The 14,513-nt window shown below is 72.5% G+C and carries 14 protein-coding genes; 6 read left to right on the forward strand and 8 right to left on the reverse strand.

Annotation, left to right across the window (positions count from 1 at the left end; translation table 11 throughout):
• The first annotated feature begins 44 nt into the window (after positions 1 to 44).
• The 3 genes from ACFT9I_RS22465 to ACFT9I_RS22475 all read left to right on the forward strand — a co-directional run bounded on the left by ACFT9I_RS22465 (position 45) and on the right by ACFT9I_RS22475 (position 1,953).
• Complete coding sequence (locus tag ACFT9I_RS22465) at positions 45 to 614, forward strand: GNAT family N-acetyltransferase (protein WP_382566770.1); 570 nt, start codon at positions 45 to 47, stop codon at positions 612 to 614.
• Positions 615 to 719: 105 nt separating this feature from the next.
• On the forward strand, positions 720 to 1,535 hold the full coding sequence (locus tag ACFT9I_RS22470) for a methyltransferase domain-containing protein (protein WP_382566772.1): 816 nt from the start codon (positions 720 to 722) through the stop codon (positions 1,533 to 1,535).
• Positions 1,536 to 1,593: 58 nt separating this feature from the next.
• Complete coding sequence (locus tag ACFT9I_RS22475; protein ID WP_382566775.1) at positions 1,594 to 1,953, forward strand: VOC family protein; 360 nt, start codon at positions 1,594 to 1,596, stop codon at positions 1,951 to 1,953.
• A 235-nt stretch (positions 1,954 to 2,188) separates the two neighbouring features.
• On the opposite strand, the gene ACFT9I_RS22480 is transcribed toward ACFT9I_RS22475, so the two are convergent.
• Positions 2,189 to 4,171, reverse strand: coding sequence for a DUF5107 domain-containing protein (locus tag ACFT9I_RS22480; RefSeq protein ID WP_382566776.1), 1,983 nt, complete (start codon positions 4,169 to 4,171; stop codon positions 2,189 to 2,191).
• A gap of 108 nt (positions 4,172 to 4,279) precedes the next feature.
• Complete coding sequence (locus ACFT9I_RS22485) at positions 4,280 to 5,176, reverse strand: arginase family protein (protein WP_382566778.1); 897 nt, start codon at positions 5,174 to 5,176, stop codon at positions 4,280 to 4,282.
• A 67-nt stretch (positions 5,177 to 5,243) separates the two neighbouring features.
• On the opposite strand from ACFT9I_RS22485, the gene ACFT9I_RS22490 reads away from it, so the two are divergent.
• Complete coding sequence (locus tag ACFT9I_RS22490) at positions 5,244 to 5,591, forward strand: DUF6204 family protein (protein WP_382566780.1); 348 nt, start codon at positions 5,244 to 5,246, stop codon at positions 5,589 to 5,591.
• Between the two features lie 28 nt (positions 5,592 to 5,619).
• Here the strand turns inward: ACFT9I_RS22490 and ACFT9I_RS22495 are convergent, their stop codons facing one another.
• From ACFT9I_RS22495 to ACFT9I_RS22515, 5 genes are all read right to left on the reverse strand, one after another.
• Positions 5,620 to 6,570, reverse strand: a complete 951-nt coding sequence (locus ACFT9I_RS22495; RefSeq protein WP_382566781.1) for an LD-carboxypeptidase — start codon at positions 6,568 to 6,570, stop codon at positions 5,620 to 5,622.
• Positions 6,567 to 8,582, reverse strand: coding sequence for a prolyl oligopeptidase family serine peptidase (locus tag ACFT9I_RS22500; RefSeq protein WP_382566783.1), 2,016 nt, complete (start codon positions 8,580 to 8,582; stop codon positions 6,567 to 6,569). The genes ACFT9I_RS22495 and ACFT9I_RS22500 overlap by 4 nt, the downstream gene beginning before the upstream one ends.
• An 11-nt stretch (positions 8,583 to 8,593) precedes the next feature.
• Positions 8,594 to 9,946, reverse strand: coding sequence for a M20/M25/M40 family metallo-hydrolase (locus ACFT9I_RS22505; protein WP_382566895.1), 1,353 nt, complete (start codon positions 9,944 to 9,946; stop codon positions 8,594 to 8,596).
• A 37-nt stretch (positions 9,947 to 9,983) separates the two neighbouring features.
• Entirely contained in the window at positions 9,984 to 10,817 is an 834-nt protein-coding gene (locus ACFT9I_RS22510; RefSeq protein WP_382566785.1) for a M55 family metallopeptidase, read from the reverse strand.
• A gap of 222 nt (positions 10,818 to 11,039) precedes the next feature.
• Positions 11,040 to 11,540: an FAD-dependent oxidoreductase gene (locus ACFT9I_RS22515; protein WP_382566787.1), complete on the reverse strand. Its 501-nt coding sequence runs from the start codon at positions 11,538 to 11,540 to the stop codon at positions 11,040 to 11,042.
• A 478-nt stretch (positions 11,541 to 12,018) separates the two neighbouring features.
• Here ACFT9I_RS22515 and ACFT9I_RS22520 point away from each other — a divergent pair, with 478 nt between their 5' ends.
• On the forward strand, positions 12,019 to 12,162 hold the full coding sequence (locus ACFT9I_RS22520) for a hypothetical protein (protein ID WP_382566788.1): 144 nt from the start codon (positions 12,019 to 12,021) through the stop codon (positions 12,160 to 12,162).
• A gap of 62 nt (positions 12,163 to 12,224) precedes the next feature.
• On the opposite strand, the gene ACFT9I_RS22525 is transcribed toward ACFT9I_RS22520, so the two are convergent.
• Positions 12,225 to 13,400 (reverse strand): S8 family peptidase, encoded by a 1,176-nt coding sequence (locus ACFT9I_RS22525; RefSeq protein ID WP_382566790.1) that lies wholly within the window; start codon positions 13,398 to 13,400, stop codon positions 12,225 to 12,227.
• Positions 13,401 to 13,683: 283 nt separating this feature from the next.
• Here ACFT9I_RS22525 and ACFT9I_RS22530 point away from each other — a divergent pair, with 283 nt between their 5' ends.
• Positions 13,684 to 14,511 carry a lipase family protein gene (locus tag ACFT9I_RS22530; RefSeq protein WP_382566792.1) on the forward strand — a complete coding sequence of 276 codons (828 nt, stop codon included), beginning with the start codon at positions 13,684 to 13,686 and terminating at the stop codon, positions 14,509 to 14,511.
• Positions 14,512 to 14,513 lie beyond the last annotated feature (2 nt).

Below are 14,513 nucleotides of genomic sequence, written 5' to 3' on the forward strand. Positions count from 1 at the left end.
ATATCGGTGGCGGGGCCGGCGGTCCGGGACGCAGGATCATGCACATGGAATCCGTACCCCCTCCCTCCCTCGAACCCTTCCTCGAAACCCCGCGGCTGCGGCTGCGTGACTGCGTCGAGGCCGACCTCGGCCGGCTCCTCGCGCTGGACAACGACCCCGGCGTGAAGCGCTTCATCGACGGCGGCGTGCCCCCCGCGCCCGAGACGTTCCGGGCCGAGGCCCTGCCCCGGCTGCTCGGGCGCGGCTTCTGGGCGGCCGAGGAGCGGTCCACGGGCGAGTGGCTGGGCTGGTTCGAGCTGAGGCCGCTGGACGACGCCGGCTGGGAGGTGGTGGAGCTGGGCTACCGGCTGCACCGGGCCGTGTGGGGCCGGGGGTACGCGACGGAGGGCGCCCGCGCGCTGGTGCGCAAGGCCTTCACGGAGCTGGGCACCGAGCGGGTCACGGCGAACACGATGACGGTCAACGTCGGCTCCCGCCGGGTCATGGAGAAGGCCGGGCTGAGGTATCTCCGTACGTACGTCGAGGAGTGGCCGGAGGCCATCGAGGGCTCGGAGCAGGGGGATGTGGAGTACGCGCTCACGCGTGAGGAGTGGCGGCTCACGGCTTCCGGGTGACCCACGCCGACGACCCACGTCGGACCACATCGCGAGACACGGGTCTCATATTCCGACATCGCGGCGTACCGTGACGGGACCACTTCACCCGAGGGAGTCCGGATCATGCCGAGAGAGACCGCCGTCTACACCCACGGCCACCACGAGTCGGTCCTGCGCTCGCACCGCTGGCGCACGGCGGCGAACTCGGCGGCGTATCTGCTCCCCGAACTCCGTTCCGGACTCGATGTGTTGGACGTGGGCTGCGGTCCGGGCACCATCACGGCCGACCTGGCGGCGCTGGTGGCGCCCGGCACGGTGACCGCCGTGGACGCGGCGGCGGACGTGCTGGAGCAGGCCGCGGAGACGGTCGCGGCGCGCGGCCTGGACAACGTCCGTTTCGCGGTCGCCGACGTCCACGCGCTGGACTTCCCGGACGACTCCTTCGATGTCGTCCACGCCCACCAGGTGCTCCAGCATGTCGGGGACCCCGTACAGGCGCTGCGCGAGATGCGCCGGGTGTGCAGGCCCGGCGGCACCGTCGCGGCACGCGACAGCGACTACGGCGCGTTCACCTGGTACCCGGCGTCACCGGCGCTGGACGGCTGGCAGGAGCTGTACCGCCGGGTCGCCCGCGCGAACGGCGGCGAACCGGACGCGGGTCGCAGGCTCCGCGCCTGGGCCCGGAGCGCGGGCTTCACGGACCCGGACATCACGTCCACGGCGGGGACGTGGTGCTTCGCGACGCCGGAGGAACGCGCGTGGTGGAGCGGCCTGTGGGCGGAGCGGACGACCGCGTCGGTGTACGCGGAACTGGCGGTACGCGGCGGCCACGCGGACGAGGAGCGGCTCGCCGGGATCGCGGCGGCGTGGCGCGCGTGGGGTGCCGACCCCGACGCGTGGTTCATGGTCCCGCACGGCGAAGTCCTGTGCCGGGTCTGAGGGTTGGTTCCCCCGGGTTCATGGTCGTGGGGAACGGTGCTTCGATACCCTCACCGGTATGGAAATCCTGGGAACCACGCTGCGCATCTGCGTCGACGACCTGGAGACCTCGGTCGCGTTCTACGAACGACTGACCGGTAGCCCCGCGCTCCGTTTCGAGCGCGGCGGGGTCTCCGTCGCCGCCGTCAGTTGCTTCCTGTTGATGAGCGGTCCCGCCGAGGAGATCGAGGTGCTGCGCAAGGTCACCGCCACGATCGCCGTCAAGGACGTCGACGACGCGTACGCCGCACTCACCGGCGTCGGCGCCCAGGTCCTCGCGGGCCCGGTCCCCACCCCGGCCGGCCGCAATCTGATCGCCGTGCACCCGGACGGTTCGGTCTTCGAGTACGTGGACCGCAACCCGGTGCAGAGCGGCTGACGCGGCGGGGCGTGTCGGCGAAGTCCCTTCCGGGTCAAGGCGCATGGCGCGCGCCGACGCGCCGTCAGCCACGCGCCCGCGGCGGGGCGTGAGCCCTCGCCGCGCGGGTGGACGACGTCACTTCGCGGACACGCCCCGGGCCCAGTCCGCCCGCCCCCACCGGGCGGATCGCGCCGCCCGCGCGACCCGGCCGAGGACGAAACCGCCCTCGGCCGGGCCCCGTTGAGGTCCCCGTTCAGTCCCCCGGCCGCATCCGGTAGTCGTACGCCGCCGGCAGCGGGTCGTCCGTCAGGGACGCCCATACCTCGTTCAGCGTCTCCGCGCCCTCCCGCAGGTCCGCCACCTCGAAGCCCGCGTCGAACAGCGCGCGGGCCGCCGTCTTCTCGCCCTCGGCGAGCAGCAGTTGGGCCTCGACCAGCCGGAACGCGCCGCGCTGCCGGATCTCCTCCGGGAGCCGGTCGAAGACCCGGCGCGCGTCCCGCTCGCGGTCGACGGCGAGCAGCGCGGCGATCGCCTCGCGTGCCAGCGCCGCCGTGGCCGCCGTCCAGGACTCGCCGTCGTCCTCCCGCTCCCGGCAGAGGTCGTCGAACGCCTCCACGTACTGGTCGGCCGCCCGCTCCGGGTTGCCGCCCTCCCGGTCGGCGACGGCCAGGCAGCGCAGCAACGGCCAGCGGGACGAGGCCAGTTTGAGGCCGCGTTCCCAACTCCGTACCGCCTGGGCCAGATCGCCCGCGTGCCACTGCGTGACACCGAGGTGGTACTCGGTCAGCGGCTCGGCGGGCGCCGTCTCCAGCATGTCGCGCCAGTGCGGGGCGACGAGCGTCGGCCCCGGCGGCTCGGCCTTCCGCGCCTTCGGGAACGTGCCCTGTGTGAACAGCTCGACCCACGGCTCCTGTTGACCGCCGAGCATGGACTCGTCGAACGGCGTACCGGGCAGCTGGTACCCGCCTCTCATCGTGCCGCGCATCACTTCGAGCGCGCCCCAGCCCGAGCCGGTGGCGAGCCGTTCGCCGGGCTCGGTGTCCGCGTGCGGCAGCCACGCCTCGTACGCGGCGTCGACGTCCGCGCGGGGCAGGGCGCGCTCCAGCCGGTCCTCGACCTCGGCGCGGGCCGCGCCCCAGTCGGCGCCGTGGACGGTGGCGGGGTCGGCTTCGAGCGGACCGTACGACTCCAGCCAGCTGAAGTCCTCGTGCCCGTCGAGCTTGACGTGTTCGAGCTGGGTACGGGCGAGCCCGGCCTGGATCTCGGCGTAACCGGGGGTGCCCTGTTCGGTGAGCCACTGCTGCCAGCGCCTGCCGCCGCGCCCGGCGCCCCAGAGGAAGAGTTTGCGTCCGCGCAGCAGGTCGGTGGACGTCTGGACCAGCCCGTGGCCGTCCGCGTCGAGCGAGGTGATCCACTTCCGGGCGGCCCGGGGGACCTCGTAGAAGTAGTCCGCGGGGTGTTCGCCGCGCAGCGGGTACGTGCGGTCGACGCCGGCGTACTCGGGCACCGGGACCCGGCGCAGGCTCCGTTCGTACCCGAAGTGCCACGCCTCCTCGGCGGGTGCGAGGACGCGGGTGTGCTCGTCCTCGGGGACGGCGATGTTGGACCACCAGTAGACGGGCGCGGGCCCCTGGTGCGGATTGCGTATCCGGACGCCCACGTGCAGGAAGTCGGACTCGTCGGGCAGCCACAGGTCGACCTGGAACGGCAGCCCGCGCAGCGGCTCCCACTCCCAGAGCCGGACCATCTCGCCGCCGTCGGGCGCGGGGACCAGCGCGGCGTTCATGGGGGCGCAGGAGAGCGTGGTGTGGCCGGTGGCGCCGATGTTCCACTCGATGCCGCCGGAGAACCAGGCGCCGTTGAGCGCGAAGTCGGCTGGCTGGAACACCGGGTTGCGGTACAGCAGTTCGCGGCCGGTGGGCTTGTGGTGCAGGGAGTGGACGCGCCCGCCGAGACCCGGCAGGACGGTGGCCCGCAGCCGGTCGTTCTCGATGACGATCGTGTCGAGGTCGGTGGGCTCGCGGTCGCGTCCGTAGCCGTCGAGGATCCGGACCGGCAGCAGGGTGCGCAGGGGCTCGTACCCGATCTGCCGCGCCATGTCGCGGGGCAGCTCCCGCTTGGCGCGTTCGTCGATGGAGTGCGTCTCGTCGAGCGGCCGGAGCGCGGGCAGGGGGTTCTCCGGCCCCAAGGGGGCGGCAGGCAGGGTCAGTACGGCACGTCGCACGCTCGTGGCCACAGGCAAACCTCGCTTCGCTCGCGGGGGCCGCCGGCGGCTCGGTTGGCCGACGCGCACCCGATGACCATGGAACACGGTCGAGTGCGCGCCGAACAGAGCACCCAGGGGTCAGTCTTGGGTGAAGGCCGCCACAACGATGTCCGCGAGGAGGGCCCCGGCGGTGCCGTCGGGGTCGAGGTCGGGGTCGTAGATGGTCAGGTTGAGACCGACGCAGCGGTCCGAGCGCACCAGGACCCGCAGGAGCGACTCCAGCTCGTCGGGGAGCAGTCCCCCGGCGTCCGGGGCGTCGACGGCCGGCATCACCTCGGGGTCGAGCACGTCCGCGTCGAGATGCACCCAGAAGCCGTCGGTGACGGGCGTCTCCAGCGTCTGCAGTACGGCGCTGGCGAGGTCGCCGGCACCCCATTCGCGGAACTCGCCGACGGAGACGGTGGGGATCCGCAGCCGGGCCAGTTCCACGCGGTCCTCGTCGTCGTCGCGGATGCCGAAGAGCCGTACGTCCTCGTCGCGAACGTACGGACGCAGCCCCTCGATGTCGCTGAGGTCGCTCTGGCCGCGCCCGGTGGCGATGGCCAGCTCCTCGCCGCCCGCCGCGCCGACGGACGGGGAGTTCCCCAGGTGCCGGAAGTCGGCGGAGCCGTCGATCGCGGCGATGCCGTACCGGCCGAGCCGCCGCAGCGCGAGCGAGGCACCGAGCTGGATGGAGCAGTCGCCCCCGAGGACGAGCGGGAAGTCACCGGCCCGTACGTGGCGCTCGATCCGGTCGGCGAGCCGGGGGGTGTACGCGGCAATGGCGGCGGCGTTGAAGACGCCGTCACCTTCCTTCCAGTCGCCCCGGTCGTAACGGGGCGGGACGACGACCCCGCCCTCGAAGGCGCCGAGCCGTTGCAGGATGCGCTGTTCGCGCATGGCGCCGGCGAGTTTGTAACAGCCGGGCACGGTGCCGGGGGCCGGGGGCCGCAGGCCCAGGTTGGAGGGAGCGTCGATCACCACGATATTCCGCATGCGGTCCATCCTCCGCGTCGTACTCTCGTTCTTCAAACAGGATCTTCCGGAAGAAGGCGGCACACCCATGACCACGCAGCACACGTACCGGGTGATCGTGCGCGGGACCTTCTCGGCGCTGACGGACGAGGCGCGTGCGGGGTTGCTCAACGAGGTCGACGAGCACGGGCTGAGCCAGATGCGGTTCACACCCGAGGGGTCGCTCACGTACGACCGGGTGCTCAAGCACTTCTCGTACCGCTTCGTGGTCGTGTCCGACGCGGCCGACGGCGAGGAGATGGCCGCGGCACTCGCCGAGGACCGGGCGGAGACGGCGCTGAAGGCGCTCGCCGGGGGTGTGGGGGTCGGCTTCGGGGAGCTGCGGTCGACGGTGACGGACATGGACACGATGAAGATCAACCGGAAGGGCCGCTGATGCCTCCGGCTGACCGGCACAGCACCACCTAGGTCAGGGCCGGCACGTCCAGCGTGAGGGTCGCGGCGTCCAGGGACGCCTCAAGGACCGCCGGGACGCCCAGCGGCACCGTCAGATTCGTCGGGCCGTGGCCGAAGCCCAGCTCCTCCACGATCGGGACGCCGAGGCCGCCGAGCCGGTCGAGCATCAGGGCGCGGACGACCTCGTACGGGCCGCAGCCCGCCCAGGAGCCGAGCGCGATCCCGGCGACCCCGTCCAGCCAGCCGGAGCGCAGGAGTTGGGTGAGGATCCGATCCAGGCGGTACGGCTCCTCCTCGATGTCCTCGATCAGCAGCAGCCCGCCGGCGGCGGACGGGCGGGCGTGCGGGGTGCCGAGGTCGGCGGCGAGCAGGCTGACGCAGCCGCCGAGGGTGATGCCCCGGGCACTGCCGGGGACCAGCGCGCGTGCCGTGGCCAGGCCGATGGTCCGCGCCGTGTCGGGTTCGAGGAGCGTCGCGCGCAGCGACTCCTGGGTGGCGGGGTCCTTGAGGAAGGTCAGCGCGGCGACCATGGGGCCGTGCAGCGTGGCGACGCCCGCGCGCACCGCGAACGCCTCGTGCAGCGCGGTGATGTCGCTGTAGCCGACGAAGACCTTGGGCGCCGCCGCGCGCATGGCGTCCCAGTCGAGCAGGTCGACCATGCGCTGGACGCCGTAGCCGCCGCGTGCGCACAGGACGGCTTCGATCGTCGGGTCGCACCAGGCGTCCTGGAGGTCGTGGGCGCGTGCCTCGTCCGTCCCGGCGAGGTACGCCAACTCCCGGTGCCTGTCGAGGACATGGGGCGCCACGACGGGGTCGAGGTCCCAGCCGCGCAGGATGTCCAGGCCCGCTTCGAGGCGGTCGGCGGGCAGCCGGCCGCTGGGGGCGACGACGGCGACCTTGGCGCCGGGTCGCAGCCGGGGCGGGCGGATCAGGGAGTCCAGGGAGTCTGCGGACGTCACTTCTTCAGCTCCAGCAGGGGGACGTCGGGGCGGTCGATCCCGAATGTCTGGGCGTACAGGGACAGTTCGGCCTCCAGCGCGCGGACCATCGTGTCCGCCCTGCGGAAGCCGTGGCCCTCGCCCTCGAAGGCGATGTACGCGTGCGGGATGCCGCGCCCGGCCAGTTGGTCGAGGAAGCGTTCGCACTGGACGGGCGGGCAGATCACGTCGTCCAGCCCCTGGAGCAGCAGGAACGGCGCGGTGATCCTGTCGACGTGGTTGATCGGGGAGCGGTCGCGGTAGCGGCCCGGCACTTCGGCGAAGGGGCCGACCAGCGACTCCAGATACCGCGACTCGAAGTCGTGGGTCCCGTCGGTGGCCCAGCTCGACAGGTCGAGGATGGGGTAGATGACGGTGCCGCACGCGTAGACGTCGGTGCCGGTGAGCGACGCGGCGCTGGTCCAGCCGCCCGCGCTGCCGCCCCGGATCGCGAGGCGCGCGGGGTCGGCGGTGCCCTCGTCGGCAAGGGCGCGGGCGACGGCCGCGCAGTCCTCGACGTCGACAACTCCCCATTGTTCACGCAGCCGTTCGCGGTACGCGCGTCCGTAGCCGGTGGAGCCGCCGTAGTTGACCTCGGCGACGCCGATGCCGCGCGAGGTGAAGTAGGCGATCTCCAGGTCGAGTACGAGTGGGGCGTGGCTGGTGGGTCCGCCGTGCGCCCACACGACGTACGGCGGCAGTTCGCCGCCGGGCGCGCTGTGGCCGGGGCTGTGCGGCGGGTAGATGTGGGCGTGGATCTCACGGTCGTCCGGACCGGTGAACATACGGATCTGCGGCTCGGGGTAGTACACGGGATCGACCGGGTCGTCGTGCGCCGAGCCGATGACCCGGGCCCGTCCGGTCGCCGTGTCCAGCTCCACGATCTCGTACGCGCTGCGCGGACTCGCGCCGACGCCGATCACGCGGGTGTCCCGGACGGCGAGGGTGGCGGCCCATTCGGTCCAGGGCCCCGCCGCGTCGGCGAGCTGGCCGGTCTCGGGGTCGAGTATGCCGAGCGCGGTGGCGCCCTTTCCGTGGACGACGGCGACCATGCCGTCGGCCATCGGCCGGAACCACTGGAGGCCGATCTTCCACAGTGGTCCGCCGAACTCCTCCTCGACGGCGGGGCTCAGCCGGGTAGGCGCGGAGACGCCGGCCGGCGCCGACGCGTCGAGCCGCAGCCGGTTCAGCTGCCACCAGTCGCCGGGGTCGGAGACGTACAGGAGTGAGCCGTCGAACGCCCAGTCGGCCTGCGCGACGGACTCGGCCGGCCCGCCGGCCACCGTGCGTACCCCCGTGAAGGTGCCCGCCTCCGTGATGTCGGCGAGCAGCAACTCCGTGCCGTCCCAGGGCATTCGGGGGTGGTCCCAGGCGATCCACGCGGCGTGCCGGCCGTCCGGGGACACGCGGGGTCCGGTGACGAAGTGGTGCCGGTCGTCGGAGAGTTCACGTACCGCCGAACGGTCGTCGGCGGCCGAACCGTCCAGCGGTACGGCGGCGACGACGCGGCGTACGTCGGTGGGGGACTCGCCGGTGAACTCCTCCAGGACGCACCAGACCTCACCGCTGTCGAGGCGCAGCTGCGGGTCGGCCCAGCGCAGGGTGCCGGTCTGCCGGCCGGCCGGGGGCGGGGCCGGAGTGAGCGGGCGCGGCTGCCCGTCGCCGTCCGGCTCGTACGCGTACAGCCGCTGGTCCGGGAAGTGCGCGAAGACGACGAGCGTCGCGCCGTCCTCCCGTACCGCCCCGTCCCAGGGCCTGCCGCCGTACTCGATGACCCTGCTGCGGACGTTCCACGGGGCGGGCAGAACCGATTCCTCGCGGCCGTCCGGCCGGCCGCGCACGAGTGCGCGCCGGCCGCCTTCCGCGGGACGCGGCTCCGTCCACCACACCTCGTCGCCGACGGTGGCGACATACTCCGGCCGCCCGTCGTGCGAGGCGGCCAGCGCGGCGTCGACCGGTGACGGCCATGAGCCGTACGGTGCGATCTGCGGCATGCCCAACTCCCCTACGCGGACTGGAGATAGTGGTCGAGGACGCGGACTCCGAAGTGCAGGGCGTCGACCGGGACGCGCTCGTCCACGCCGTGGAAGAGAGCCTGGTAGTCGAAGTCGGCGGGCAGCTTCAGCGGCGAGAAGCCGTAGCCGGTGATGCCGAGGCGGGAGAACTGCTTGGCGTCCGTGCCGCCCGACATGCAGTACGGCACGACGTGCCCGGCCGGGTCGAACCGCTCGACGGCCGCGCGGAGTTTGGCGTACGTCGGGGAGTCGACCGGCGCCTGGAGGGCCACCTCGCGGTGGTGGAACTCCCAGTCGACGTCGGGTCCGGTCAACTCGTCCATCGTGGCGCGGAATTCGTCCTCGCCGCCCGACAGCATGCGTCCGTCGACATAGGCGACGGCCTGACCGGGGATCACATTGACCTTGTAACCGGCTTCCAGGACCGTCGGGTTGGCGCTGTTGCGTACGGTCGCCGCGACCAGGTCCGCGGCCGGGCCGAGCTTGGCGAGCAGCTCGTCGGCGTCGAAGTGCTCGGCCTCGACGTCGGCGTCGATGTCGTGGAGCGCGGCCAGTTCCTTGAGCGCGGCCCGGACGGTCGGGGTGAGCCTGAGCGGCCATTCGTGGTCGCCGATGCGGGCGACGGCCGCGGCGAGCCTGCTGACCGCGTTGGCGCGGTTGACCTTGGAGCCGTGGCCCGCCCTGCCGTGCGCGGTGAGCTTGAGCCAGCCGGTGCCGCGCTCGCCCGCCCCGATGGGGTAGAGCGCCATGCCGGGCCCGGCGTGGAAGGTGAAGGCCCCGGACTCGCTGATGCCCTCCGTACAGCCCTCGAACAGCTCCGGGTGGTGGTCGGCGAGGAAGCCGGAGCCGTCGATCGCGCTGGCCTCCTCGTCGGCCGTGTACGCGAGGACGATGTCCCGGCGCGGCCGGACGCCGGACCGGGCCCAGGCGCGGACGACGGAGAGGACCATCGCGTCCATGTTCTTCATGTCGACGGCCCCGCGGCCCCACACGACGCCGTCCTTGACCTCGCCGGAGAAGGGGTGCACGGACCAGTCGGCGGGCTCGGCCGGTACCACGTCCAGATGGCCGTGGACCAGGAGCGCGTCGGCCGTCGGGTCGGTGCCGGGAATGCGCGCGACCACGTTCGTCCGGCCGGGGGTCCGTTCGAGGAGGGTGGGCTCCAGTCCGGCGGCGGCCAGCCGCTCGGCGACGTACTCGGCGGCGGGCCGTTCGTTGCAGTCGCCGTTGCCGCGGTTGGTCGTGTCGATACGGATCAGCTCCGAGGTGAACGACACCACCTCGTCCAGCGCCACCATGTCGATGGCCTCGGCTCGGTCGGTACTCGCGTCCACGGGCGTCATGTCAGGGGACCCCGCTGGCGTCTCGATGGGCGTCATGTCAGCCATACTGCTCCTCCACGGCGGACGAGACGATCGTGGTGACCGCCTTGAACGTGCGAATGCCCTCATACATCGTCTCGCTCGTGTACGCGACACGGCGTTCGCCGCTGCCCACCACTCCGGGTACGACCGTGGCGGCCGCGGAGAGATGCTCGGCGTCGAACTCCAACTCCACGGTGAACGGGCCGCCGTCGGCCGGTTCGTACCGTACGGCCAGCGCCGTCGCCTCCTTTGCCGCCGCGCGGATGTCGGCGGCGGTACGGGCGGGGGTGCGGCAGACCGCGGCGTACCGCGAGACATGGTCCTTCACCGCGACCTTGCGGGCGTCGGGCGCGTAGCCGTCGGCGTCCCGGCAGGTCAGGTCGTCGCCGGTGACGAGGACCACGGGGACCCCGTACTCGGCGACGACATGGGCGTTGAGCAGTCCCTCGCTCGCTCGCTCGCCGTTGAGCCAGACGCCGGTGATGGAGTTGGCGAGATAGGTGTGCGCGAGAACACCTTCGGTGCCCGCGCCCGTGTGATAGCCGACGAAGGCGATCGCGTCGACGTCGCCGTGCTGGACGCCCTCGACCATGCTCAGCGGCTTGTGACGGCCGGTGAGCAGCTGGGCCCGTTCGTCCAGCCGCTCCAGCAGGAGATTGCGCATGGTCCAGTGCGCCTCGTTGATCAACACCTCGTCGGCGCCGCCGTCCAGGAAGCCGAGGACGGCGGCGTTCACATCCGAGGTGAACAGGGTGCGGCAGCGCTCCCACTGCGGCGTACCCGGCAAGACGTCGGCCGGCCAGGTCACACCGGTGGCGCCTTCCATGTCGGCGCTGATGAGGATCTTCACCGGACTTGCCTTCTTCCCAGGTCAGAAGCGTGGAGTTAACCAGCTGGCAGCAATTGTCGCAGCGGCGAGTGTAGACCCGCGCGGTGGCGTCGACGCGCTCGCGTCCAGGGCCGTCGCCGGGGAGGGGGCGGGGCGGGGTCGTAGCCGACGCTGCGGCGCGCCGCGCCTGGACGGCGCCACGTGTCGGACACGGCCGCGGGCCCCGTCCGCGACCGTCCACCGTCACGTACGGCGATTCCGTCGCCCTTCCAGCAGTTGGACAGCGGCGGTCGCGGCCCGTCGGGCCGCCGCCGGGGCGGTCTTGAAGCCCGCTCCCGACCAGCCGGCCGCCACCACCGTGTGCGGCAGGCCGGGGAGCGGGCCCAGCACCGGCAGTCCGCCGTCGACGAACAGGTCCGTGCCGCTCGATCCCGTGAGCAGACTCGCCTCGGCGAGGAAGGGCAGCCTCGGGGAGAGCCCGTCCCGTATCCACCGCACCTGCTGGTCGTCGGGGATCGTCGCCGTCGACGATGGTGGGCAGCCGCCGACCGCCCAACTCGAAGATCCCGTACCGGATGAGCTTGCTCGCGGCGGGCCGGTCCGCCGGCCAGCGGTCCCCGAGCAGCGAGGGGGTGGCGCAGCCCGCGGCGACCAGGGCGACGTCGACACGCAGTTCGCCGTGGGCCGCCGCCCGGTCGCGCGCCCCCGTTCCGCGGGCTGGGCCTGGTCCAACCGGCACTTCACCGGCCCAGTGGCTCCACAGCCGGACCAGGGCCCAGACCTGCTCGCTGCTGCCGGGGCTGGGCACCTTCGCCCGCCCGGCGGTGTCCGACAGCCAGTCGCTGACCCGCTGCGCGCTCACTTCCGCGCCGTACTTCCTTACGGCGCGGCCGACTTCCCGCCGGGAGTAGCCCTGGCCCGCCGCACGCCTCGCGGCCCTGGCGCGGTTCTCCAAGGCCCGTAACTCCTCGTAGAACGCACGAGCGCGCTGATCCATCGACTCCCCCATGGCGATGACGGTCCTTGTCCCCACCCTGACCGCCGTGTCCGCTGCCCTCGACGGGCACTGCGGGCACACCCTGTGACAAGGAGGTATACGAGGCTTCTGCCCGTAGTGCCCGGTTCAACAGCCTTCCCCGGTGCCGGAGGCCCAACCTCGTTTCAGCGCCCGCTCGTTGTCGTCGGCGGAGCGGCGCACCGTACGAGAAGCCGGGGAGTGGTCATGGAACCGACGAGGTCCACCGCAACGCAGGTCACGGTCCGCGGTCTGCGTGCGGCCGCGCTGTACAGCTTCGTGACGGGAGCCGCCACCGCCGCGGGCACCGGCACCGTCGCGTGGATCGTCTGGCTCCTCCAGAGCCGCTGAGCCCCCCGTTGAGCCCGGGTCGGCTACAGCCACGCCCGGGGGAGTGCCCGGCGAATCGCCCGTCAGAGGCCGGCGGTGAACAGCAGCCTGTTGGGGGTGTTCGCGTGGACGCCGGTCAGGACGTCCGGGGTGGCCCGGTCCTCGATGAACCGCTGTACGGCGGCGGGGCGCGCGTCCGGGTGTCCGGCCAGGTACAGGGCGGCGACGCCGGTGACGTGCGGGGCGGACATCGAGGTGCCGCTCAGGGTGGTGGCGCCGCCGCCGAGCTTCGCGGATTCGACGGCCTGGCCCGGTGCGTACAGGGAGACGCAGCGGCCCCAGTTGGAGAAGCTGGCCTGCTGGTCCTGGCGGCCCGACGCGGCGACGGTCAGGACCCGGTCGGCGGATGCCGGGGAAACGGTGCAGGCGTCGACGGCGTCGTTGCCGGCGGAGACGACGGGCAGGACTCCCCGGTCGGAGAGCGCCGTGGCCGCGCTGTTGACGGCCGTGGATCTCTCCTCGCCGATCGAGGCGTTGAGGACGGCGGGCAGTTCGGCGTTGCGGGCGACCCAGTCGAGGCCCGCGATGGTCCCCGCCTTGTCGCCGTTGCCGGTGCAGTCCAGGACGCGGACGGAGACGACGCGGGCCCGTGGGGCGACGCCGTAGGTCCGGCCGGCGACGGTGCCGGCGACGTGGGTGCCGTGGCCGTGGCAGTCGAGGCCGTACTTCTCGCTGTCGGTGGCGTCGAAGCCGGGTACGGCGCGAGTGCCGAACTCGTCGTGGGTGTAGTCGATGCCGGTGTCGAGGATGTACGCGCTCGCGCCGGTGCCCTGGCCTTGGGTGGTGAAGGTGTTGTCGAGCGGCAGGGTCCGCTGGTCGATGCGGTCCAGACCCCACGTGGTGGCCGGTACGGGCAGCTCCTGGTGGATGCCGACCCTGGTGTTCTGCTCGACGGCCGCGACGGCGGGGTTGGTCCGCACCGCCCGCAGCAGCGACGGGTCGAGGACGGCGGCGAAGCCGTTGAGCGCCGCGGTGTAGGTGAACCTGGGGGTGATGCCGAGCGCCCGGAGTACGTCCCCGGCGAGACGCTCCCGCTTGAGCGTGACGATGTACTCGTCGGGGATCGCGCCGGCGGAACGCTCCACAGGCACAGGCACAGTCACAGGCACAGGTGGCGTGGCGTGGGCGGCGGCCGGGACGGTCGTGAGCGGAAGGGCCAGCAGCAGAGCGGCTGCCGCCCCGCGCAAGGACAGGCGCATGCGGTGGTACTCCGTTCGGATCGGGTCTCCGGAAGGTGTGATCACCCGCATGATCGTCCGCGTACGGACCGAAAGCCCGCGCCCCCGCCGGACCCGGCGGGCGGACAACCCGTACAGCGTGGAACGCGCCGAGTGCGCCGGTCGGCGTGTGCGCGGTGACGAGTGCGCCGGTCGCCTACCGGGCGGGCGGTTCGGGAGGCGGACTCGGCGTGCCGGACGGCGGCACGTCGTCGTTTGCCGGGCGTACGACCCCGCCCGCCGCCGCTCTATCCGGAGGACACCGATGGCCATCCCCGCCCTGGACCACTCGACGACCCGCTACTCCCTCCCGCACGCCTACTGGATGGCCCGCGCGGCCGGGCTGGCCCCGCTGGACCGGGACGCCATCGAGGCGCAGGCCACCCCGTGGGGTTTCGACGAGGTGCGGCACTTCGAGTCGACGCACCGGCTGCCGTTCCCGATCGAGGACACCCAGGCGTACGTGATGGCCGGCGACCGCATGATCGTCGCCGGTTTCCGGGGCACCGAGGTCCTGAAGATCTACGACTGGCTCACCGACGTCAACACCCCGCCCGTTCCCGGACCGGGGAACAAGGGCTTCGTCCACTACGGCTTCCACCAGGCCCTGCAGTCCGTCTATCCCCGGATCCGCGACACCATCCAGGAACTGCGCACCGACGGGCAGAGCGTCTGGTTCACCGGCCACAGCCTGGGCGGGGCCCTCGCGATGCTCGCGGGCGCCCGCTGGTACTTCGAGGAGCCTCGGCTCCTGCCCGACGGCGTCTACACCTTCGGCCAGCCCCGTACCTGTGAACGGTTCCTCGCCGGCCTGCACAACAAGGCGTTCAAGGACCGCTGTTACCGCTTCGTCAACAACAACGACATCGTCCCCCACCTCCCGCCCGAACCGGCGTTCACGCACGTCGACTCGCTCCGCTACTTCGACGCCGACGGCCGGCTCCACGAGTCCCTTCCACTGGCGGCCCGGCTGCTGGACCGGGTCAAGGGGCTGAGCGCCGATCTCTTCGCGCCGGAGACCGACGCGGTGAAGGACCACCATCTGGCCAACTACCTCGCGGCGTTCGAGAAGAACCTCGCCAACGCCCTTTGAGG

The organism is Streptomyces sp. NPDC057137, from assembly GCF_042670825.1.
Lineage (GTDB): Bacteria > Actinomycetota > Actinomycetes > Streptomycetales > Streptomycetaceae > Streptomyces.

What these genes read in the sequence shown, in the direction of transcription:
- ACFT9I_RS22465 (WP_382566770.1), top strand. Translation starts at nt 45, where the DNA reads ATGGAATCCGTACCCCCTCCCTCCCTCGAACCCTTCCTCGAAACCCCG.
- ACFT9I_RS22470 (WP_382566772.1), top strand. Translation starts at nt 720, where the DNA reads ATGCCGAGAGAGACCGCCGTCTACACCCACGGCCACCACGAGTCGGTC.
- ACFT9I_RS22475 (WP_382566775.1), top strand. Translation starts at nt 1,594, where the DNA reads ATGGAAATCCTGGGAACCACGCTGCGCATCTGCGTCGACGACCTGGAG.
- ACFT9I_RS22485 (WP_382566778.1), bottom strand. Translation starts at nt 5,176, where the DNA reads ATGCGGAATATCGTGGTGATCGACGCTCCCTCCAACCTGGGCCTGCGG.
- ACFT9I_RS22490 (WP_382566780.1), top strand. Translation starts at nt 5,244, where the DNA reads ATGACCACGCAGCACACGTACCGGGTGATCGTGCGCGGGACCTTCTCG.
- ACFT9I_RS22500 (WP_382566783.1), bottom strand. Translation starts at nt 8,582, where the DNA reads ATGCCGCAGATCGCACCGTACGGCTCATGGCCGTCACCGGTCGACGCC.
- ACFT9I_RS22505 (WP_382566895.1), bottom strand. Translation starts at nt 9,946, where the DNA reads ATGACGCCCGTGGACGCGAGTACCGACCGAGCCGAGGCCATCGACATG.
- ACFT9I_RS22520 (WP_382566788.1), top strand. Translation starts at nt 12,019, where the DNA reads ATGGAACCGACGAGGTCCACCGCAACGCAGGTCACGGTCCGCGGTCTG.
- ACFT9I_RS22525 (WP_382566790.1), bottom strand. Translation starts at nt 13,400, where the DNA reads ATGCGCCTGTCCTTGCGCGGGGCGGCAGCCGCTCTGCTGCTGGCCCTT.
- ACFT9I_RS22530 (WP_382566792.1), top strand. Translation starts at nt 13,684, where the DNA reads ATGGCCATCCCCGCCCTGGACCACTCGACGACCCGCTACTCCCTCCCG.